This window comes from Chloroflexota bacterium (assembly GCA_020161265.1).
Classification (GTDB): domain Bacteria; phylum Chloroflexota; class Chloroflexia; order Chloroflexales; family Herpetosiphonaceae; genus Herpetosiphon.
Genome location: JAIUOC010000005.1, coordinates 167,715 through 190,188, shown reverse-complemented (window position 1 = coordinate 190,188; position 22,474 = coordinate 167,715). Strand labels below are relative to the sequence as shown.

Here is a 22,474-nt window from a genome sequence, read left to right as displayed (position 1 = left end):
GTAATGTTAGGCTATCGGAATAGTCAGCAGGAAGAGTGCGCCTGGGCCATCATCATTGGCAACCCAAATCCGTCCGCCGTGGGTTTCGACCGCCAAACGACAGTAGGTCAAGCCCAACCCAGTGCCTTTGATCCCAGTTTGTTTGACTTGGGCAAACTTTTCAAAAACCCGTTCGCGATATTGGGCTGGAATGCCAGGCCCAGCATCGCGCACGCCCAGCAAAATCCATTGACCGTTGGGATGATCGCTTGGTAGTTGATTGGCTTGAACTTTGTTGGCGCTAATTGTGATTGTTGATAACGCTGGGCTGAACTTAATTGCATTATCCAGCAAGTTTTGTACAACCCGCTCGAGAGTTTGAATATCGACTGAGGCTTTAGGGGTGTTTTCAGCAATATTCAGCGCTACATGGACTTTGCGCTCGTTGAGCAATGGCTCATAATTTTGCATCACCGAACGCACCACATCATCAATCGCCACCGTAATTGGCGTGATTGGCATCTGGCCTGCTTCAAGTTTGCTAATATCCATCAGCAAATTAACCATATCGAGCAGACGTGCGCTGCTGCGCAAAGCGATTTTAACAATTTTATCTTGGCCTTCGCTCAGGTCGCCAACCATCTTTTTGGCCAGCATATCCAACGAGGTCATCACCGAACTCAATGGCCCACGCAAATCGTGAATCATCATATACGTCAGGTCGTGGCGCAGGTTTTCGGCCTCGATCTCGGTGGTAATATCGCGTAGCACAATAATAATTGGGTGAGGGCTTTGGTTGGCCGCGCTTTGAACTGGCAGGGTTGTCCATTCGAGCCATTGGCTGCGCAAACCGCCCAATTCCAACTGGCCCCGCGCCTCAGCCAAACGCCCGCGACTAACTTTGTAGATCGCCAGCGTTAGTTCGCTCCACGCTTCCTCGGATTTATTCCACTGAGCGCACCAATGGGTCAGCAGCAAATCGACTGGCTCGCCCAGCAATTCGGCGACTTCGTTGCTGCCGATCATGGTTTGAGCGGCGGCATTGACTTCAACCACCCGCAAATCGGCACTGAGCAAAATAATGCCTTCTTCAGTAGAAGCCAAAATTGAGGCTAAGCGATCACGGCCATTGCTGACTTCTTCGGCCAAACGCCGAGTTTCGACCGCCACAGCGGCCTGGCCCACAAACAGCGAGAGCAAATCTTGGGCTTCGCGGTTGGGCAAGGTTTCGGGATACCACAAGTAGATCACGCCCAAGGTTTGGTGCGTCGCCAGCAACGGTAACATCACCAAGGCTTGACCACCTAAATCGCGCAAGACACTCGGCAATTTGCTGCTATCGCCAAGCAATAAGGGTTTATCACGCTCCAGCACTTTATGGGCAAATTGAATAATCGCCTCGTCAGGTGTATGCTCGATCCCCAAGCCAACAATTGGTTGCAATGTTGTAGGATCATTGGGATCGCTGAGCAATACCCCAGCGCCAAGTGCGCCAGTCCAATCGACCATCCCGCCAACCGTAAATTGCCAAATTGATTGCGCATTGCTAAAGGTGCTGTTGATCGCCATGCCAAGCGCACTCAAAGCAGTCAAACCTTCGACCGTTTGGCGTTGGCGTTCGTAGAGCCGATTGTTTTCGAGCGCAACCGCCAATTGCGTGGCGAAGATCTCCAGCATTTGAATTTGATCGGTGGTTGGCTGAAGACCATTTTTGGGTGCATAGACCGTCAAAAGGCCCAACAAATCGCCATTGGTGCTGCGTAACACCGCAAATAAACTATCGTTAGGATGCCACATGCCAGTCCGTAGCTCTGGCACATCGACTCCATTTGATGGATCAGGCCACAAACGCGCATCGCCATTGCGCCGATGATCGATATAATAGGTCGATTCGCCACGGCGATATTGCGGTTTAAGCAAGGCTTCGACCCGCTCAGGCTCAATCGTAATGCTGGCTTGAGCCTCGAAAATTTGGCGATCAATGCCAACGCTCGCAACTCGTTTGATAATCGCTTTATGACCTGGGGTCGTTTGGACGAGGCTAATCGTCACTTGGTTGAAGCCCGTGGCACTTTGCACGGCCTCGGCTAAGGCTGGCAAAACCGATCCAAGATTGGAAGCGGCTTTGAGCGCATTGCCAATTTGCACAATCTCTTGAAATTGCTTGTTACGCTGGTCGAGTTCGCTGATGCGGCGGGTCAGAGCTTGGTCGGTTTGGGTATAGAGATTGGAGTTTTCAATCGCAATCACGGCTTGGTCGGCCACCGCTTCGAGCAAAGCGCGGTCGGCAGCAGTAAATGGCAAACCATTGCGATGATTGAGAATTTCGATCACCCCTTTGACCCCGCCAGCGCCAAGCAACGGCACACACAGCAGATCGCGGGTTTCGTGGCCCACCAACATATCAATGCCAGTATAAAAAGCTGGATGATCGCCAGCACGATTGGCAATCAATGATTCGCCTGTGCGCAACACCAAGCCCGCGATCCCTACATTGGCAGGGATGCGATTACCCAAGAGTTGCTGGCCCACCGGACTCAGGCTATAGCGAAAGACTAATTCGTTGGTTGCTTCATCAAGCAATAATAACGAACCCTCTTCAACATTCAACAGCTCTTGAACCCGCCCCATGATCAACGATGGCACGGCCTCAAAATCGAGGGTTGAGGTGATAGTGCGGCCAAGTTCATTTAATAATTCAAGTTGACGAGCTTGGCGGGTGGTGCGTTCGTAGAGCCGTGCCTGCTCAAAATTATCAGCAGCGCGATGAGCCAACATCTCCAATTTGCGTAACGTGTCGGCGTTGTAGCGTACCTCTGGCTCAAGCGTATAGATCACCAAGGTGCCAAGCACGCGTTCGCCGAAGCGCAGCGGCACGCCCGCCCAAAACAGCGGCGGAATATCATCATCGATAAACAATGGCGTGACATGATATTGAGCACAGGTTTCGAGATAGCGATCGGTGATAATTGGCTCGTTGCGCCGAATAATTACCCCAGTTAAGCCATGGGCAACTGTCCATTGCGAATTGGGAGTCGTGCTGCGGCCATCAGCATAAAAATGCGCTGCCACTTGAAACAACTGCGACTCAGGATCATACAACGAGACAAATAGATTTTGCGGGCCAAACATCTGTTGGATACCGCGATACACCGCCTCGATCAATGGCCCAAGTTCTAGCGAGCTATTCAGGCGTTGACTGATCAGATTAAATTGGGTCAGTTCGCGCAGTTCAGCCACCAATTGTTGATTATTGCTGATCGTGCACATGCTGGCGGCGGTTTGCAGCGCCAAGGGCAAGAGCAATTGATCATTCGTGGTTGCTTCGGGCAAGGCCAACCAACCGCGCAAGGTAATGTGCAAGAGTGGCAACATCGTCCATTGCGTGGCATCAGCCGTAGTGATGGTTAAAATCGCACCTTGCTCAAGCTGCTCTTGTTGGTTGCTGGAGAGCATTAATTCTAAGGGAATTTCGGGCTGAGTTTCGGCCAGATCAAGCCAAACCAAATGATAGTGGGGATTATGGCGAAATTGATTAAGGGCGGCGCTCAAACTTGTGTGCAACCCATTAATGCTCGTGGCGGTTGCCAAACGCGGGAGCCACTCGCGCAAAAAGTGGGCTGAGGAATCTTCAAATGCCTGTTTTTGGGATTGCATACACATCACGCCTCACATGTGACTGGCCTATCTTACCAAACCTTAGGTTTTTTGACAAAGCTCGTGGCTTGGTTGCTGGCATAAGCAGTGCTACAATAATGCTATTGTGCAAGAAGGAGTCAATTCATGTTTGATGCATTTAAAAGAAAGTTTGATGCAACCCCCGAAGGAATGGAAGAACGCGTTCCACCTGGCCAATATGTTACCCAGAAATTTCCAGTCTTGCACTATGGCGAGACTCCGATCTACAAAGAGCTTGGGCAAACCTGGGATTTACGGGTTTTTGGCGAAATTGAAGCCCCAAAAACCTTTTCATACAACGAATTTCGCGCTTTGCCAACCGTCACAATCGAAAATATCGATATTCACTGCGTCACCCGTTGGAGCAAACTCGCCACAACCTGGACGGGTGTGCGCTTTCGCGATTTTCTCACCCATATTCCAGCGCTCAAGCCCAGCGCCAAATATGTGCTAGCCCACTCTGAGGGCGGCTACACCGCCAACATGCCCCTAGAAATTATGTTTGATGATGATGTGTTGCTGGCCTATTTGTACGAAGGCGAGGAGCTAGCGCCGGATCATGGCTTTCCGTTACGTTTGTTTGTGCCGAAAAAATACTTTTGGAAGAGCGCCAAATGGCTGCGTGGCATCGAATTTATGAGCGCCGATCGCTTGGGCTTCTGGGAGCGTTACGGCTACCACAACAACGCCGACCCCTGGCAAGAAGAACGTCACGCTGAATAGATTTAAACGCAAAGAACGCTGGTTATAATTTAACCAGCGTTCTTTATTGGTTTTCGTTAATTTTAGCGGCTAATCGGTTGGGTTGAATTGATCAATTCACTAACATCAACCAAGGGGGTTGCGCCGCCGCCGCTAAACACTGGCAATTTACCATCCCAGCGCAGCGCCATTTGATAGCGAATTAGCGCTTCGGTAACGCTTTCGGCCAGCAAGCGGTTGGCATCGGCTTGAGCTTCGGCGCGAATCAAAATCGAGTCGGCATCACCCTTAGCGGTAGCGCGTTGGGCTTCAGCACGACCTTGAGCCTCAACTTTATCTTGTTCGGCCTTGATTTGAGCTTGTTCAAGCTCGTATTTTTGGCGTTCAGCTGCTTGTTGAGCAGTGATTTTGTTTTCCAAGGCTTGCTTCAAATTATCAGGCAAGTGCACTTCGCGAATCACAAAATCTTCCAAAATCAAGTGGCGGCGCTCAAACTCAACTGCTAATTGTTCTTTGACTTTTTCAGCCAATTCAGCCCGTTTATCACCGCTGATACTTTCCCATGAGTAGCGCCCAGCCAAGGTAGTTAAGATTGAACGGCTTTGTTGACGCACAACTTGCAGCTCAATCACATCAAGGCTTTGGCCACCCCAATCGGTATAGAGCGTGGCAGCTTCTTCTTTTTTCACCCGATATTGCACCGCCACATCAAGGTTAAGCTGTTGAGCTTCGCTCGATTGAATTTTAATCGAATCATCGCCAACGGTTTGACCTTCGTTATTGCTTTGAACCATGATGTAGGTCTGGATGGTCACCGGATATTGCTGGATAGCAGTGGTAAATGGATTAATCAGCGTCCAACCTGGCTCAATCGCGGTGGTGACATTATTGTTAGCCTTGTTGAAGGCAATCCCGACATAGCCTGGTGGAATGGTTTTCCACGATGCCGTGAGCAAGACTAAGCCAATCACAGCAATGACGAGCGCAATGGCAATGCTACCAATGCGACGGCCCGACGGGCGATTTTTAGTGTTGCTCATGATCATTCCTTTCAGTGTCATCAGCGCTATCGGAACGGAAACCACGCCACCAATCCATAATCATGGGTGCTAGTTCAAGTCCTAAGCGATAGCATAAGACCAGCACGACGATGGCTATAACGATTTCGCCTAATGTTCTACTCATACGAGCCTCCTGTGAGCACAAATACTCACAGCATGAAATACGCAATTGCTAAAACTAGGTTGCATTAATGAGCTAATTTGCTTTTGTGCCAACCAAAACTTTGTAGCGTTGATCGCCTGCGAGTTCATGTACATTGCTCAAAACAGTTTCTAGTAATGGTTCATAACGCAAAAAGCGATTAGCAACAATCACCAATTGGCCTTGCGGAGCCAACACTTGCGCAGCCTGTTTCAAGAGATTTTCGGCCAGTTGTGGGCTTTGCACTCGACCAACATGAAATGGTGGATTCGATACAACCAGATCAAATTGCTCGCCATTGACGGCCTGAATGCCATCAGATGCCAGCACTCGGCCTGCTAATTGGTTGGTTTGTAAGTTTCGTTTGGTGGCTTCGATTGCTACCATGGTACTATCGATGTAGGTTAAAGCAAGAGTGGCTTCGCGCTGTTGCAAAAACATGCCCAATATCCCAGCACCACAGCCAAGATCAAGCACCCGTTGGTTGGATTGAATTGGCACTGCATCCAATAACATGGCGCTAGCTGGATCAAGCTGGCCTTGAGCAAATACGCCAGCAGTTGCTTCGATGGTTAATTCATGGTCACCATGATTGAGTTGATGCTGGGTTGTTTGGCTTGGCTGAGCTTGCCAGTGCAAAGGCCGAAACGCCATCACCACATGATGACCTTTTTTATAGAGAGTTTTGACGCTTGTCCCGACAATCTGTTCGAGCAGCGTGGTTGCTCCACTTAATCCAGCTTGCTTACCACCGCCAATCGCCACAATACCACCAGCATTAGTGTGTTGCGCCGCCAGATTAATCAGTTCTGCGCCACGCTGGTTATCGCTCCACCACAAAATGTTAATCAACACCAAATCAAACGGCTTGCTGGGCGTTAAATCGGTAGTACTAAAAAATTGGGCTGGTAACTTGGCTTGGGCAAAGCTTTGGCGAGCAGCGGCCAAGGCCACAATCGAATCATCAGCAAAACTGACCTGTGCACCTGCTCGCGCCAACGCCAAGCCAATCCGGCCAGTGCCTGCGCCAATCACCAAGGCTTGTTGGCCTGGCGTAACCACGCTGGCTCCCCATTCAGCCAATAATGTTGCGCCCCAATCGTCGCGTTCGGTATCAAAGGGTACTGGCAACAACCATGCATTCATATTCATCGCATCCTTAAAATAGTACAGCGGTAGCCCACCTGCTTTTGGTAGAATAGCTGCATCATTTTAATCGCGATTGGCTGGTTGCGCTATTGATCGTTTTGAGGAAGGCTAGCATGACATTTTCGATTGTGGGCTACGACCCGACGAATGGTGATTTGGGTGTGGCGGTCGCTTCTAAATTTTTGGCGGTTGGCTCGGTGGTTTCGTGGGCGCAGGCGGGGGCGGGCGCGATTGCCACCCAATCGTATGCCAATATTAGTTTTGGTCCCGATGGCTTGGCGTTGTTGGCTCAAGGAACCTCAGCTCAAGCCACGCTTGATCAATTATTGGCTGCTGATGCGGGTCGTGAGCAACGCCAAGTTGGGGTGGTCGATGCCCAAGGTAACGCCGCAACCTGGACGGGCAACGCTTGCCATAGCTGGGCGGGTGGTCGCACTGGCGCTAGTTATGCAGCCCAAGGCAACATTTTAACTGGAGCCGATGTGGTTGAAGCCATGGCAACGACCTTCGAACAAACCCAAGGCGAGTTGGCTGAGCGTTTGCTAGCGGCCTTGCTGGCTGGCGATTTAGCGGGCGGCGATCAGCGGGGACGACAATCGGCGGCACTGTATGTGGCGCGGCAGGGCGGAGCCTATGGCGGCGTGCTCGATCGCTATATCGATCTGCGGGTTGACGATCATCAAAATCCAGTGCCCGAACTCCAACGTTTGCTGCAATTGCATCGGTTTTATCTTACACCACCCAAGCCCGAAGATTTGCTGCCAATTGATCAGGCGATTGCCCTAGAAATTCAGACGATTTTGCAACAGGTGGGCTATTATCAAGGTGAGCTTTCGGGCACGTATGATGCTGCGACCCATGCCGCGTTGCAGGCCTATGGTGGGGTTGAAAACCTCGAAGAACGCTTGGTCAGCGCAACCCACATCGATCAACAGGTCTTAAATTATTTGCGACAGCACTTTGTGCGCTGATTGAATAAACGCTTGGGGCCAAAATTGGTTAAAAAAAGCGCCAAATTGGCCCTAAAAACGGCCTTGAGCTAGTTGACTCAGGCTCTGGTGTATGCGATAATGGCGCGTGCGGTGTCTGGAAGGGCCAGACAGTAGGGACATGCGTTGGGATCGTGAACATTGACGGGATTCATCCTCTGCCTCAAAAGCGTAAACACATTCCCTCACTATTTGGAATCCTCCAATTGGCAGCCCTGTGATGCGGGCTTATTTTTGTGTAACCGCTTGTGGTAACGAAAGACGACTATGCAACCATATATTCGACCAACCTACCCATTTAGTGCGCTTGTTGGTCAGCCTCGCTTGAAACAAGCACTGGTGCTTAATGCGGTCAATCCTCGAATCGGCGGTGTGCTCATTCGTGGCGAAAAAGGCACTGCCAAATCGACGGCTGTACGGGCTTTAGCACATTTGCTACCATTAATCACGGTAGTAGCCGATTGCCCTTATAGCTGCCCGCCAGATCAGCTTGATCGTATGTGTGGTTCATGTCGTGGTCGTTTGCAAGCTGGCGAAGATTTGCCGTTACAACAACGGACAACCCGCTTGGTCGAATTACCTGTCAGTGCCTCGGAAGATCGTTTGGTTGGCTCGCTTGACCTCGAACATGCCTTGGTCGAAGGTCAACGCCGTTTCGAGCCTGGTTTGTTGGCTCAAGTTAATCGTGGCTTGCTGTATGTCGATGAAGTGAATCTTTTGGATGATCACTTGGTTGATATTTTGCTCGATGCTGCGGCAATGGGCATCAACACGGTCGAACGCGAAGGCATTTCGATTTCGCACCCAGCTCGCTTTATTTTGGTTGGCACCATGAACCCCGAAGAAGGCGAACTGCGGCCTCAATTGCTTGATCGCTTTGGCTTGGTGGTTGAAATTGGTGGCTTGAAAAATGTGCGCGAACGGGTTGATGTGATTCAACGGCGCATGGAATACGATGCTGATCCTGAGCAATTTGTGCAACGCTGGAGCAGCAACGAACATCATTTGACTAAAGAAATTGCGGCGGCCAAAAAACTCTTGCCCCAGGTACAAATTTCTGAGCAAGATATGGCAGCGGTGGCAATGCTCTCGCTTGAATTGGGCGTTGATGGTCATCGTGCCGACTTAGCGATTCTCGAAACAGCGCGAACTCATGCCGCCTTAGAGGGTCGCACCGCGATTTCGCTCGAAGATATTCGGGTCGCTGCCCAATTGGCCTTGCCTCATCGGATGCGTCGCCAACCGTTTGCCGAAGTGCGGCTCGATGAGCAGCAACTCAGCGATGTGCTGAATAAGGCGGCTCAAGAGCGCCAACGCGGCAACGAAGAGACAGCGGGGCGTGACGAGCTAAAAAAAGCTTAGCCCCGTCGGAGGAAGCGTCCAGCGATAGCGAAGAAGCGGGCGATGAAGAACCACCGACTGGGGCACCGAAAGGCTCGCCACCCCAAACCAGTAGCCAAGCAGAAAAAGGCGATGGCAAAGTATTTAATATTGCCCAAGAATATCGCCCCAAGCGTTTGGAGACCCAAGCCGATTCAATGCGGCGCAAGGCTGGTGGTCGCCGCACCCGCACTCGAACTGAGCGCAAGCAAGGCCGCTATATCACCAGTCGCGTGCCACGCGGCGAATTAACCGATGTGGCATTTGATGCGACGCTACGGGTGGCCGCACCCTTTCAACGCCAACGCCGCCAGCCACATATCAAACGGGCTGTGGTGTTACATCGCAGCGATTTACGCGAAAAAGTGCGCGTTCGTCGCACGCGTAATGCTGTTTGTTTTGTGGTTGATGCCAGCTGGTCGATGGCCGCCGAAACGCGGATGCAAGCGACCAAAGCGGCGGTGCTCTCGCTATTGCGCGATGCCTATCAACGGCGCGATTTGGTTGGCTTGGTGAGCTTTGCCCGTGATCGGGCGACGGTGCTCTTGCCACTCACCAACAGCGTCGAAATGGCTCAGCAACGCCTGCGCACGATGCCAACTGGTGGCAAAACCCCGCTGAGTCGCGGCATGATGGCTGGTTTTGAATTATTAGCGCGAGCCAAATTGCGTGATCGCGAAATTTTACCCTTGATGGTGTTGTTGACTGATGGTCATGCCAATGTCTCGATGACGGGCCAGCCACCACAACAAGAAGCCTACCAACTGGCCGAGTTTATCGCCAGCCAACAAATTCCGACCGTGGTGATTGATACTGAATTGCCAAATTTCTATCGCGGCCTAGCCAAAGAGCTGGCTGATCGCTTGAATGGCTCGTATTATCAACTGGAAGAACTAAGTGTTGGCCTCGCCGAACTGGTACGCTCACACCAAGAATTATCACGTATTAATATTTAGTGCGTGTAGCTCGACGATACATTTTGGTCTTTACTCTGATGATTGTGAATGCAGCGTTTCCCCACAATCATTGAGCTGAAGCACCATTAGTTGGATTTGATGGCACGATCTTGCGTTGCTATGCCACCCAACATGGCAACAACAAGGTCGCGAAGGCTGCGGTATTGGGTTGGAAACGCATGTGATCTGCTATGGAGGCTGCTCGAATGACGGACGAAGCGCAAAATGTCAGCGCGACTAACGGTGGAGAGGAACAAGAAGAGGGCGTATTGCAAAAGCTGGCCGACAAAGCCCGCGAAGTAGTCGCCGAAGTGAAGGAAGAATTGGCCGAAGTGAAGGAAGAAATTGGCGAAGCATTGGCTGAAGCCCGCGAAAAAGCGAGCGAAGTCTTGGCTGAAGTCAAAGAGCGAGTTGGCTTAGGTGGCGATGATGAAGCTACCGAAGAAGCTGGCGCAACCTTTGAACCAAGCGGCGACGAAGATGGCACTACGCCACGTCGTTTGGCCGACTTGCATGCTGGGATGGAGCTTGATGGTAAGGTCACCAGCACCGCCTTGTACGGTGTGTTTGTTGACATCGGTGTTGGCCGCGATGGCTTGGTTCACATCTCAGAAATGAGCGACCAACGCATCGAATCACCAACCGATGTTGTACAAATTGGTGATATTGTCAAAGTTCGCGTCAAGAGTGTTGATCCAGATGCTCGCCGTATCAGCTTGACAATGCGCTCGCCTCGTTCAGAAGGCCGCCGCCGCGCTCCCAAACGCCCTGAAGTCAACAACGACAAATTGGGCGAATTGAAGCCAGGTGATTTGGTTGATGGTACGGTTAACGGCATCGCGCCATTCGGCGTGTTCGTTGACATCGGTGTTGGCAAAGATGGCTTGGTTCACATTTCTGAGCTTTCAGAAAACCGCGTGGAAAAAGCTGAAGATGCTGTCACCGTTGGCCAAAGCTATACCTTCCGCGTGTTGGAAGTTGACACTGGCGCTCAACGCATTAGCTTGAGCTTGCGCCGCGCCAAGGAAGATTTCCAAGAACGGCCAAAAGCCCCACGCCGCCGCGAAGTTAACTTAGATGTGATCGCTCCAGGCACCGTGCTCGATGGCAAAGTCAGCGGGATTGCTCCTTTCGGCGCATTCGTTGACCTTGGCGTTGGCCGCGATGGTTTGGTTCACATCTCAGAGCTTTCCGAAGGTCGGGTTGGCAAAGTTGACGATGTGGTTAAAGTTGGCGATCCAGTTAAAGTTCGCGTGTTGGAAGTCGATCCCGATTCAAAACGGATCAGCTTGACCATGCGGGTTGAAGAAGCTCCAACCACCCCCATCTCAACCAGTGGTTCATCACGCTTGGATCGCGACTGGACAAACCCAGCAAGCCGCGAAGAACGCCCACGCGAAGAACGCCGCGCTGTTGGTGGTGGTAACCCTGGTGGCAACGCTGGTGGTGGCCGCCGCAACGAACGCCGCGAACGCCCAGCCCGCGAACCCGAAATCTATAGCGTTGGTGGAACTGAAGAAGAAGATTTTGGTGGTAATGCAACCCTCGACGACTTGTTGTCGAAGTTTGGTTCAGGCCACGATGATCGCCGTTCAGCTCGCCGTCGCTACGAAAAGCCTGAACAAGAAGAAGAAGACGGATTTGAAAATCGTGAATCACGCGCCCGCCGCGATGCAATTCGCCGCACCTTGCGCGATTCACAAGAAGACTAAATTCGTTGTGAAGCTTCAAGCAACAGGGATGGGCTTTGGCTCGTCCCTGTTGGCGTTTAAGCGTATACTTAGTGCAACCTATCAAGCATCAGCGACGTTTGATAGCTACTGGATTTTATGTTGTGAGGATTGGATGCCATGCGGACGTTTCGCATGATTTGGGCCAGCGCTGCTGGTTGGATGGTTGATTATTTCTTGACCATGCTGATTGTGCCGCTTGGCTATGCTGCGCTTGATATTAGCACTATCAGCGATATTCAATTGAATAATCCGTTGCATATTGTGGTGGCGCTGATCTTGCCGGCCTTGATGACCACCATTGGCGGTGGCGTGGCTGGTCGGCTATCGTTGGAAAACCCCACGCCGGCGGGCGCGTTGGTTGGCGGTTGGGGCTTGCTGATGCTGTTTGATTCGCCGCTAGAGCAAAATAGCTTTACTCTGGCGATGTTGATTACCCAATGTGTGGCAACGCTGGGCGCGGCTTTGGCAGCAAATTATATCGCCAAACGAACTCTGCAAAAAAGCTCACTAGAATAAGGAAATATTCTTATGTCAACAATCGTGGCTTATGTGCCAGATTTAATGTTCGGGGTGCGCGTGCGCGATGTACTGCAACAACTGGGCTATCAGGCCTTGGTTGCTGATAGTTTGGCCGCTGCCCAACAAGCTTTAGCGCCAGATTTGGCTTTGCTGATTGTTGATCTGCGCGGTGAAACCACGGCGACCAGTGCGCTAGTGCAAGCCGCTAAGGCCTTAGACCCCAACTTGCCAGTGCTGGCTTTTGGCTCACATGTTGATGTCGAGCGCCAAAAAGCCGCCCGTGAGGCTGGTTGTGATAAAGTGGTGGCAAATTCCAAATTCAGTAGTGATCTCCCGGGCTTAATTGCTACCCTAGTACGCCAGCCAAGCGCAAGCTAAGTACTAGTTTCGTGCATTGCCTAAGATCGCGCTATCCGTTATACTGCATCTGTTTTTATGGCGCACGTTTGCACCTGAAAAAAGTTTAATTACGCTCGCTTAGAGGTACCTTTGTGGAGGCGACGATGACGAATGCTGTTCGCAACCCCGCTATTATTTTGGTTGAAGACGAACCTGATATCTTGATCATTTTGCATCGGATTATGCGCGATTTGACTGGTGGCTACGATATCGTCACCGTCAATAGTGCCCAAGATGCGCTTGGGGTGCTGACTGAACGCTCATGCCCTTTATTGATCACCGACCATAACATGCCAGGTATGACTGGAACTCAGCTAACCCAAGTGGTCAAGCAAGATTATGTTGACACGAAGGTGATCATTATCACGGCTTATGCAACTCCTGAGGTCGAGCGAACTGCCCGGACTGCTGGCGTTGATTACTTCCTGACCAAGCCCTTCTCGCTTGATCGCTTGGAGCAAATTATCAAGGAAGTGCTGGGCAAAGTATGAGCGTTGGGCTGTGGCAAACCCCTGAGCCAACAGCCCAGCCCAAGCTTGTACAAACCTTGGTGATTGGTGCGGGCTTGATTGGCTCGTACTTAGCGCTCCAAAGCCAAGCCGACGTTGTGCTCGATGCTCGTCACGTTGCTGGCGGCGCTTCGGGGCGCAATGGTGGTTTGTTGCTAACTGGCATTGCCAATTCGTATCAGGCGGCTTGCGCTGAATATGGCCGCGATTTAGCCCAAAGTTTGTGGCGCACAACAATTCGTAATCGTGAGTTGATGATCGAATGGGCGACCAAGCTTGGCTCGCCGGTACGGCGTTGTGGTTCGTTAATTTTTGCCTATAGCGAGCAAGAACATGCCGAGCTTGCCAATTCGGCAGCCTTGATGCATGAAGATGGTTTTAGCACCGAATGGCACGCCGAAGATCCAACCAAGCGTGGTTTTTGGGGCGCGTTGCACAACCCCGATGATGGTGCGATTCAAGCCGCCTTGTTAACTGCGGCGCTCCTACGCGAAAGCGGCGCACAGCTCTATGAAGCTAGCGAGGTTTACGCGCTCGAATCAACCGCTGATGGCGTGTTGGTACGAGCACGGACTGGCAATTGGCTAGCTCAACGGGTTTTAGTGGCCACCAACGCTTGGACAGGCCTGCTGTTGCCTGAATTTAGCCAGTTGGTGATTCCAGCTCGTGGCCAGTTGTTGGCAACCGCCCCAATCGAGTTAATTTTGAGCCAAGCCTGCTATTGCGATTATGGTTTTACCTATTTTCAGCAAACGCCTGCTGGCAATTTGGTGCTGGGCGGTTTTCGCAATCGCGCGGTTGCCGAAGAGCAAACCTTTGCCGATTGCACAACACCGTTGATCCAAGATTTGCTTGATGGCTTTTTGCAGCGCCACTTCCCTGAGGCTACCAATACGCCGATTGAGCGGCGTTGGGCTGGCACAATGGGCTTTGCACCCGATCATCGACCCTTGGTTGGACGATTACGTCGCGATGACCGGATTGCCTTTGCGGTGGGGTTTAGCGGCCATGGGCTTGGATTAGGCTTGGTTGCCGCCGATGAACTGCTAGCCGAGTTAGCTGGCACACCTGCCGCCTTGTTTAGCGCTCGACGTTTTAGCGAAACTGCCCACCTGTTCAGTTGATCAGGCTCAAACATCGGTCGCACGACCGTTGAGTGATTGTGCTCTATGCATTACACTCTGCGTTCGTGCGATTGTTGTTTTAGGAGGATCAGCTTGATGACAACCAAACCTTTAGCTGGAAAAGTGGCCTTGGTGGCTGGGGCAACGCGTGGTTGTGGCCGTGGCATCGCGGTAAGTTTGGGCGAGGCTGGCGCAACCGTCTATTGCACAGGCCGTACTACCCGCAATCAGCGTTCGCCAATCAATCGGGCGGAAACAATCGACGATACTGCGGAAATGGTGACGGCGGCTGGCGGTCAGGGCATTGCCATCCAAGTTGATCATAGTGACCCTGCCCAAGTTGCCGCATTAATCGAGCGAATCAACACTGAGCAATCAGGTCAACTCGATCTTGTGGTGAATGATATTTGGGGTGGTCAACATGCCTTGGTTTGGGAGCAGAAGTTTTGGCAAGGCGATATTCACACAAATCTAAACCTCTTACATAACTCAATCGATACCCACTTAATTACCTCATTTTATGCCGCGCCACTGATGGTTGCCCGTGGTCAGGGCTTGATTATCGAAGTAACTGATGGCGATACGCTGAATTATCGCGGCCATAGCATCTACGATTTAATCAAAACCAGCGTTATGCGGATCGCAGTTGGCATGCACGAAGATTTGAAAGACCATGGTGTAACGGCCTTAGCAGTAACTCCAGGCTTTTTACGCTCTGAAGAAATGCTTGATCATTTTGGGGTCAGCGAGGAAAACTGGCGTGATGCCATTGCTCAAGATCCTCACTATAGCGAATCAGAAACGCCTTATTATCTGGGTCGGGCGATTGTAGCTTTGGCAAGCGACCCCAACGTTGCCCAAAAAGCTGGTAAAACCTGGGCTTCTTGGACCTTGATGGAAGAATATGGGTTCTTCGATGTTGATGGCCGTCAGCCCAATTGGGGCGCGTATTATGCCAAAGTCTTGAGCGAAGGATGAATTATGAAGGATGAGGGATGAAATTTAACCACGAAGAACACGAAGTTTGATAAGACTCTAGGCTATGGGCTATTGGGGTTTGGTTCGTGTAATTCGTGTAATTTGTGGCTAAAATTAGGATAACGTTTGGAGAATGAAATTTAACTACGAAGAACACGAAGAGCACGAAAGTTAGATTTCATCCTTCATAATTCATCCCTCATCCTTCATCCTTACTCAACTGCCGCATTCAAAAGCACATAATGGATATGATCTTCCCACGTACCATTGATTTTGAGATATTTACGAGCGAGGCCTTCGTGCTCAAAGCCTAATTTTCCGACTACCCCAATCGAGCGTTGGTTGCGCGGCATAATGTTGGCTTCGATGCGGTGCAGACGTAAATCCACAAACGCATATTCCACAACAGCCTGCAAGGCCTCGCTGATATAGCCACGTTTGGCATAGGCGTTATGAACTTCGTAGCCAAGATGGCACGACCAAAACGCCCCACGCACAATATTACGCAAGGCCACCATGCCAACTAGCTCAGGTTGATCGATTTCGGTCAACCATAACGCAAGGCCTTGCTCACGATCGCGGCCAATCCGATCGCTGCGTAGGCGTTCGCGTTGGCCTTCAAGCGTCAGAAAACTCGCATCCATTGTTGGCGACCAAGGTTGGCGAAATTCGGCATTCGCCTGATAAAACTTCAATACACGTTGGGCATCGTATTCTTCGAGCACATGCAATTGAAGCCGCGCTGTTTGACGTAAAAGCATCGCCATTCTCCTGAAATCTAAAATGTAGGTGCAATGAGCCTTGAGCAGGCTAAAATCTTGCAGAGCACAAAAAAACACTGGTGTAATTGCTACACCAGTGCTTGAAACGAAACGTTGTGCTTAGAGTGGGTTGGTCAAGACGATAATCACAGCGGTTGCGGCAACCGTTGCCAAGGAAACTGGCAACAAGCGCTTCCAACCAAAATCCATCAGTTTGTCGTAGCGAATCCGTGGTAAGCTAGCGCGAACCCAGATCGACAAGAACAAGAAGAAGAAGATTTTGGCGGCGATCACCAAGAAGCCAACCAATGCGCCCCAGTTGCCCGTAATGTCTTCGAGGTAGGGCAAGCGCCAACCACCGAGGAACATCGTCGCTGCAAAGCCGCTCATGGCGATCAATTTCATATATTCGGCCATGAAGAACAGTGCAAACTTCATCGAGCTATATTCGGTGGCATACCCACCAACCAACTCTTGTTCAGCTTCAACCAAGTCGAAGGGAGCGCGGGTCACTTCAGCGGTGGCCGCAATCAAGAACAAGAAGAAGGCGATAAAGCCGGTTGGGGTAAAGACAAACCACTTGGGAATAAAGCCCAACCATGTACCAGCCTGCGCATTGACCATTTGAACCAAATCGAGCGAGCCAAGGCCATCGGCTGAGCGCGAGGCGGTCAACATCACCGGAACCAGCACCGAAAGCCCAAAGGCCAATTCATAGCTGATCATCTGGGCAGCTGAACGTACCCCACCAAGCATCGAATATTTGTTATTCGATGCCCAACCAGCGAGGGTAATCCCATACACGCCGATTGAAGTTACCGCCAAGAAATAGAGCAAGCCAATGTTCAAACTAGCGAATGCCAAAGGAATCCGTTCGCCGAAAACCACCAAATCGGGGCCAAGCGGAATCACCGCAAAGATCACAATTGCTGGAATCGTGGCCAAAATTGGGGCAATAATAAAGACCCACTTATCGGCCAGCGACGGCATAATATCTTCTTTGAACATCAACTTGACAGCATCAGCCAATGGTTGCAAGTAGCCATTGGGGCCAGCCTGGTTAGGGCCGACCCGATGTTGCAACTTGGCTAAGACTTTGCGTTCCATCAAAGTGAGATAGGCAAAGCTGGTCAGAGCCGCAAATGCCAATACCACCGCGTGGATAATCATCACCCATACTGAGCGATCTTGCATGGCTTAGGCCTCCCGTCGAATGGCTACTGGCGTTGCGCCACCTTCGACGACGCTGACCAAGCCGACATTATTAACCCCAACAGGTACGACTACCACGCCTTCGGGCGCAAGTTTGGTACGGTGAACTGGCAAACTGAGGCTGCCACGGCCTGAGCTAACGGTGATCCGCTCGCCATTTTTGACCCCAAGCTTGTCGGCATCAACGGGGTTGAGCGCTGCCACGGCCTTAGCTTTGCGGCTGCTCAACAGGTTGGTGTCGGTCATCAAGCCAGCATCATCATACAAGAAGGTTGCGCCAACCAACGTCCATGGGCGGTCGGCAACGCTAGCTGGGGTATTGATGCTGAATGACTGCAAGCTCAGGGTTGTGCTGGTTTCAACTGCCGCTGGCAATTGCACGCCCAACCCACCAGTATTTTGGTAGGAAGTGCCATCGAAGTAGTAATTTTCGTTGGCTTGGCGACCCCATTGGCCAGTTGGGCCTTGCATCGAGGCATAGCTCACACCTTTGTAGCTTGGCACATTGGTTTGAATATCCATCAGAATTTCGGCTGGTGAAGCGTAATTCCATTCGGTACGCACCCGCGCTTTATCTTCTTCGCGGCGGGCTTGCTTGCGGCTCTTCTCGCCACCAGCCACATTCAACACCGCATCGGAGACCAATTGATTGGCCAGGGCTTGCAAAATTTGCCAATCGGGGCGAGCATTCAGGGTTGGGCGAATTGCTTGGCGGAAGCGTTGGACGCGGCGTTCGGCGTTGGTATAGGTACCTTCGCGTTCAGCCACGCTCAAGACTGGCAAGACCACATCGGCCAATTTGGCGGTTTCGGTCAAGAACAATTCTTGCACGACCAACAAATCAAGCTTCTTCAAGCTGTCGGCGGCAGCAGGATTATCGCCAACGGGATCAACTCCAGCCACATACAAGGCTTTGAGTTTGCCATCGCGGGCAGCGCTGAGCATTTGTTTGGCATCAAGCCCAGAATTATTCAAGGCTGCATAATTTGGCCCACGATCAGGCCGCACACCCAAATCGAGTGCGCCACGGGCATTCGCGCCTTTGAGCAAGCTGATCAAGCCGCTATTGGCAGCGCCAGCTTTGCGGGTCATCACCAAGAGGTTGGCTAAGCCAGCAGGCACGCTTGCTCCAGCCGTCAAGGCATCGCGGCCATAGAAAATCACCAAGTTTTCAGCAGCACCAATCAAATCGGCGACCGCTTTGAGCTTGTCGGCGCTGATGCCGCTAGCGTTTTCATCGAGATTGAAGCCTTTGAGCGAAGCCACTAAATCGTTGAAGCCGCGCAAGGTCGCACGTTTGCCATCGGCTGGGGTGCTATCGAGTAATGGCTTGAGCAATGCGGCCAAAACGCTGCTTTCGCTACCATATTTGTAGCGCAAGGCTTGCTTGGCGATGCTATCGAGTTTGGTTGGGCGACCGTTGAGCGTAATTACGCTGCCGCCACGGGTGTTGATGCCGCGAATCCGCAACAAATGAACTGGTGCTTCTTCTTCGGGATCAGCGCCAAACACAAGCACAACCGTGCCTTTGCCAAGCGTTGAAAGATCAGTGCCACTACGAATACCATAGAGTGCGCCAACATCATCAAGCGGCAAGTCTAAAGCTGAGCCTGAGCGATGATCGAGATTGGCTGAGCCAAGCGTTTCGCGGAAGAAACGTTGGAAGGCGTAGAGATCTTCGTTGGACAACGATGTGCCTGCCAAACCGCCGATGGCCTTGCCGCCAGTCGTGCTGCGAATGCCATCAAGTTGTTGCGCAACCAAGGTCAAAGCTTCTTCCCAGCTGGCTTCTTGCAATTTGCCTGCCTTGCGCACCAAAGGCGTGGTCAGGCGTTGCTTGCTGCTGGTGAAGTGATGGCCGAAGCGTCCGCGATCACACAGCCAAATTTCATTGACTGCATCGTTTTCGCGCGGCATGACCCGTTTGATTTCGTTGGAGCGGGTATCGAAGGTCATATTACAGCCAACTGAGCAGTGATTACAAACCGTTGGAATTGGCTGCAATTCCCAAACCCGTGCTTTGAAGCGGAAGTCGGCAGAGGTCAACGCGCCCACCGGACAGATGTCGGTAGTGTTGCCTGAGAACTTGCTATCAAATTCGGGGTCGGATTGCGAGATGATATGCCAAGCGCGGCCACGATTGTAGAAACCGAGCACCGGATCGCCAGCGATTTCATCTTGGAAGCGCACACAGCGAGCGCACAAGATACAGCGTTCGCGGTCGAGGTAAATTAAATCGCCCAGTGGCACTGGCTTTTCGAAGTGAACTTTATCGTTGTAGTCGAAGCGGGTTTTGCCTGGCCCCCAACCCATGGTCAAGTTTTGCAATGGGCATTCGCCACCCTTATCGCAAACTGGACAATCGAGTGGGTGGCTGGTGAGTAAGGCTTCCAAAACACCGCGTTGGGCGTGTTCAACTTCGGCATCTTGGGTTACCACGACCATGCCTTCGCTGACTGGCGTGGTACAGGCGGTTTGCAAACGTGGCATCATCGCAATCACTGATTTGCCATCAGCATCAACGACTGGCTGGCGGGTGGCGGGGTCCATCTTGGGCGTGCCCACCTTGACCACACACATGCGGCACATGCCAACGGGAGCCATTTTGGGGTGATAGCAGAACACCGGAATCAGATTTTCGACTTGACGGGCAGCTTCGACGACCAAGGTACCTTTTGGCACCGAGACCGTCTGCCCATCAATCGTCAACGTAACCATATCAGGCATGAGGCTGCCCTTTCTTGTATAAAGTACGTTTCAATTATTATTTTTTAGCCACGAACTTTTTAGCCACAGATTAGCACAGATTAGCGCAGATTAGATTATTTAGCGCACTAAACGCTTGTATTGCAATGATGTACTGCCAAAATTAAGTAACAAGGCAATGTTCAAGCGTGTAATTGCTAAATAATTAAGGGTTTGTGCAACATGATTGGGATGCAATTTATCAATTGCTTTAATCTCAATAATGAGGCTCTGCTCAACCACAAAATCTGCGATAAAATCCCCAACAACGATTTGTTTATACCAAACAGGCAAATGTTGCTGTTCGACAAAAAGAACATGGCGTTGTTGCAACTCATAAGCTAAGGCCTTTTGATATACCGATTCTAGCAGACCTAGCCCAAGTTGCTGATGAACTTCCATCGCGGCCCCAATAAGCGTGTAGGTCAACTCACCGTGTATAAATTTAGGCATCTTGACACCTTTGGTGATTCGCACAATGCCAGTCGATGGTCATCTGTGTCATCTGTGTCAATCTGTGGCTAAAAATGTGCGCTATAAAACTTCACTGAAACGATCAATAATGCTTAGTGTTGTGCATCGATCGCTGCATCAAGCTCAGGCCGGAAGAATTTGATCGCGCTATTGACGGCTGAAACTGATGAATCGCCCAGTGGGCAGAAACACTTGCCAAGCATTTGCTTGCCAACATCAGCCAATAATTCAATATCGCCAACCCGCCCGTGGCCCTCGTCGATCCGCTCCCACACCTTGACCAAGAAGTGCGTGCCTTCGCGGCAGGGCGAACACTTGCCACACGATTCGTGTTTGAAGAATTCGTCAACCTTCAAGGCAGCTCGCACCACGGGAACCGAGGTATCGAGCACGACCATCGCGCCTGAGCCGAGCATTGTCCCGGCAGCGGCCATATCATCCCATGTCATTGGCAAATCGAGGTGTTGCTCGGTCAGCCAGTTGGATGAAGCGCCGCCTGGGATAATAAACTTCAAGGGCAAATTAGGGTCGCGCATGCCGCCAGCCCAATCGAAAATGAACTCGCGAATCGTGATGCCCAAGGGAATTTCATAGTTGCCCGGGTTTTTGACGTGGCCGCTAATTGAAACTGCTTTGGTGCCAGGCGATTTTTCGGTGCCGAACGAGCGGAACCAATCAGCGCCTTTTTCAATAATCCGTGGCACGTTGGTCAAGGTTTCGACGTTGTTGACCACGGTTGGTTTGGCATACAAACCAGCGACAGCAGGGAAGGGTGGCTTCAAGCGTGGCTGGCCGATTTTGCCTTCGAGCGATTCGAGCAAGGCAGTTTCTTCGCCACAAATGTAAGCGCCAGCCCCACGATGGACATAAATTTCCACATCGTAGCCAGTACCAAACAAATTCTTGCCGATCAAGCCACGTTCGCGGGCTTCGGCAATTTTTTGCTCAAGGAAGCGTGCGCCATAGGCAAATTCGCCGCGAATGTAGATATAGGCCACATTTGCGCCAATTGCAAAGGCACTAATCACAATCCCTTCGAGCAATTGATGCGGATTTTCGTCGATAATTTCGTGGTTGTTGAACGTGCCTGGCTCGCTCTCATCGGCATTAACCACCAAATATTTGGGGTTTAATTCCTTAGGAACGAAGCTCCATTTAACCCCAGTCGGGAAGCCAGCGCCGCCACGACCGCGCAAGCCCGATTTTTTCACTTCGTCGATAATCGCGGCTGGAGTCATGCTGGTCAAGGCTTTCTTGGCCATTTCATAACCGCCATTTGCCAGATACACATCGAGATCGCGAATATTTTCAATTTCGCGATTGCGCATCACAATATATTCTTTGAGTTCAGTCTTAGGCATAAGCACCCTCACGAATGATGAAGTATGAATTATGAAGGATGAACATAACCGTAGCTACTTCATCTTTCATCCCTCATCCTTCATCCTTTATATTAGCGTTCTGCAAGGCGGCCAGAGATGCTCACGGGCTTGCCAGATTCGACATCGTTACGCAGCTTGGTGAGCATGGCTTCGACTTTATCGGGCAAGACGCGGTTGTGAAACTCTAAGTTGGCTTGCAGCACTGGGGCTTGATCGCAAGCGGCAATACATTTCACGCGGCGCAAGGTGAAAACCTTATCTTTGGTAGTTTCGCCAGCTTTGATCCCCAGGCGATTTTCCAAATCGGCGACCAACTCTTCAGCACCACAGAAGCAGCATGGCACGTCGTCGCAGACATCGAGCACAACCTTGCCAACTTCTTCGTTATAAAAGAGTGTATAAAAACCTACGACCTCAAAAACATCGGTATAGGGCAAATCAAGAATCTCGGCCACTTCGCGAATTGAATCGCGATCCAAGCGGCCATAGACATCTTGGGCCAAATATAACAACGGCAACAAGGCCGAGCGTTTGCGATCTACAGGATAGCGGGCCAAAATTCCATCAATTTCAGCCTTGTGTTGTTCGTACAGCACCCGAGG

Annotated in this window: 20 protein-coding genes; 10 read left to right on the top strand and 10 right to left on the bottom strand. The window is 51.3% G+C overall.

Annotated elements, in window-relative coordinates:
- Positions 1–6: 6 nt before the first annotated feature.
- On the bottom strand, positions 7–3,636 hold the full coding sequence (locus tag LCH85_12920) for a GAF domain-containing protein (GenBank protein MCA0352892.1): 3,630 nt from the start codon (positions 3,634–3,636) through the stop codon (positions 7–9).
- 126 nt (positions 3,637–3,762) lie between these two features.
- Here LCH85_12920 and LCH85_12915 point away from each other — a divergent pair, with 126 nt between their 5' ends.
- Complete coding sequence (locus tag LCH85_12915) at positions 3,763–4,380, top strand: sulfite oxidase-like oxidoreductase (protein ID MCA0352891.1); 618 nt, start codon at positions 3,763–3,765, stop codon at positions 4,378–4,380.
- Between the two features lie 62 nt (positions 4,381–4,442).
- On the opposite strand, the gene LCH85_12910 is transcribed toward LCH85_12915, so the two are convergent.
- From LCH85_12910 to LCH85_12900, 3 genes are all read right to left on the bottom strand, one after another.
- Complete coding sequence (locus LCH85_12910) at positions 4,443–5,399, bottom strand: hypothetical protein (GenBank protein MCA0352890.1); 957 nt, start codon at positions 5,397–5,399, stop codon at positions 4,443–4,445.
- Complete coding sequence (locus LCH85_12905; protein ID MCA0352889.1) at positions 5,386–5,544, bottom strand: hypothetical protein; 159 nt, start codon at positions 5,542–5,544, stop codon at positions 5,386–5,388. The genes LCH85_12910 and LCH85_12905 overlap by 14 nt, the downstream gene beginning before the upstream one ends.
- Before the next feature lie 72 nt (positions 5,545–5,616).
- Complete coding sequence (locus LCH85_12900) at positions 5,617–6,708, bottom strand: methyltransferase (protein MCA0352888.1); 1,092 nt, start codon at positions 6,706–6,708, stop codon at positions 5,617–5,619.
- 116 nt (positions 6,709–6,824) lie between these two features.
- Here LCH85_12900 and LCH85_12895 point away from each other — a divergent pair, with 116 nt between their 5' ends.
- From LCH85_12895 to LCH85_12855, 9 genes are all read left to right on the top strand, one after another.
- Entirely contained in the window at positions 6,825–7,682 is an 858-nt protein-coding gene (locus tag LCH85_12895; protein ID MCA0352887.1) for a DUF1028 domain-containing protein, read from the top strand.
- A 285-nt stretch (positions 7,683–7,967) separates the two neighbouring features.
- Positions 7,968–9,062, top strand: a complete 1,095-nt coding sequence (locus LCH85_12890; GenBank protein ID MCA0352886.1) for an ATP-binding protein — start codon at positions 7,968–7,970, stop codon at positions 9,060–9,062.
- A gap of 176 nt (positions 9,063–9,238) precedes the next feature.
- Complete coding sequence (locus tag LCH85_12885; protein MCA0352885.1) at positions 9,239–10,036, top strand: VWA domain-containing protein; 798 nt, start codon at positions 9,239–9,241, stop codon at positions 10,034–10,036.
- Positions 10,037–10,242: 206 nt separating this feature from the next.
- Positions 10,243–11,748, top strand: a complete 1,506-nt coding sequence (locus LCH85_12880; GenBank protein ID MCA0352884.1) for a S1 RNA-binding domain-containing protein — start codon at positions 10,243–10,245, stop codon at positions 11,746–11,748.
- Positions 11,749–11,886: 138 nt separating this feature from the next.
- On the top strand, positions 11,887–12,285 hold the full coding sequence (locus LCH85_12875) for a hypothetical protein (protein ID MCA0352883.1): 399 nt from the start codon (positions 11,887–11,889) through the stop codon (positions 12,283–12,285).
- 12 nt (positions 12,286–12,297) lie between these two features.
- Positions 12,298–12,666 carry a response regulator gene (locus tag LCH85_12870; GenBank protein ID MCA0352882.1) on the top strand — a complete coding sequence of 123 codons (369 nt, stop codon included), beginning with the start codon at positions 12,298–12,300 and terminating at the stop codon, positions 12,664–12,666.
- Positions 12,667–12,791: 125 nt separating this feature from the next.
- A complete protein-coding gene (locus LCH85_12865) occupies positions 12,792–13,178 on the top strand; it encodes a response regulator (GenBank protein ID MCA0352881.1) in 387 nt (128 codons plus the stop codon).
- Positions 13,175–14,320: an FAD-binding oxidoreductase gene (locus tag LCH85_12860; GenBank protein MCA0352880.1), complete on the top strand. Its 1,146-nt coding sequence runs from the start codon at positions 13,175–13,177 to the stop codon at positions 14,318–14,320. Before LCH85_12865 ends, LCH85_12860 begins: the two co-directional genes overlap by 4 nt.
- 96 nt (positions 14,321–14,416) lie before the next feature.
- Positions 14,417–15,298, top strand: coding sequence for an SDR family NAD(P)-dependent oxidoreductase (locus tag LCH85_12855; protein ID MCA0352879.1), 882 nt, complete (start codon positions 14,417–14,419; stop codon positions 15,296–15,298).
- 212 nt (positions 15,299–15,510) lie between these two features.
- On the opposite strand, the gene LCH85_12850 is transcribed toward LCH85_12855, so the two are convergent.
- The 6 genes from LCH85_12850 to LCH85_12825 form a co-directional block, all read right to left on the bottom strand.
- A complete protein-coding gene (locus tag LCH85_12850; GenBank protein MCA0352878.1) occupies positions 15,511–16,059 on the bottom strand; it encodes a GNAT family N-acetyltransferase in 549 nt (182 codons plus the stop codon).
- A gap of 120 nt (positions 16,060–16,179) precedes the next feature.
- Complete coding sequence (gene nuoH / locus LCH85_12845) at positions 16,180–17,253, bottom strand: NADH-quinone oxidoreductase subunit NuoH (protein ID MCA0352877.1); 1,074 nt, start codon at positions 17,251–17,253, stop codon at positions 16,180–16,182.
- Positions 17,254–17,256: 3 nt separating this feature from the next.
- Entirely contained in the window at positions 17,257–19,998 is a 2,742-nt protein-coding gene (gene nuoG / locus LCH85_12840; GenBank protein ID MCA0352876.1) for an NADH-quinone oxidoreductase subunit NuoG, read from the bottom strand.
- A gap of 99 nt (positions 19,999–20,097) precedes the next feature.
- Entirely contained in the window at positions 20,098–20,469 is a 372-nt protein-coding gene (locus tag LCH85_12835) for a GxxExxY protein (GenBank protein MCA0352875.1), read from the bottom strand.
- A 113-nt stretch (positions 20,470–20,582) separates the two neighbouring features.
- A complete protein-coding gene (gene nuoF / locus LCH85_12830; protein ID MCA0352874.1) occupies positions 20,583–21,851 on the bottom strand; it encodes an NADH-quinone oxidoreductase subunit NuoF in 1,269 nt (422 codons plus the stop codon).
- Between the two features lie 92 nt (positions 21,852–21,943).
- Positions 21,944–22,468 carry an NAD(P)H-dependent oxidoreductase subunit E gene (locus LCH85_12825; GenBank protein ID MCA0352873.1) on the bottom strand — a complete coding sequence of 175 codons (525 nt, stop codon included), beginning with the start codon at positions 22,466–22,468 and terminating at the stop codon, positions 21,944–21,946.
- Positions 22,469–22,474: the final 6 nt, after the last annotated feature.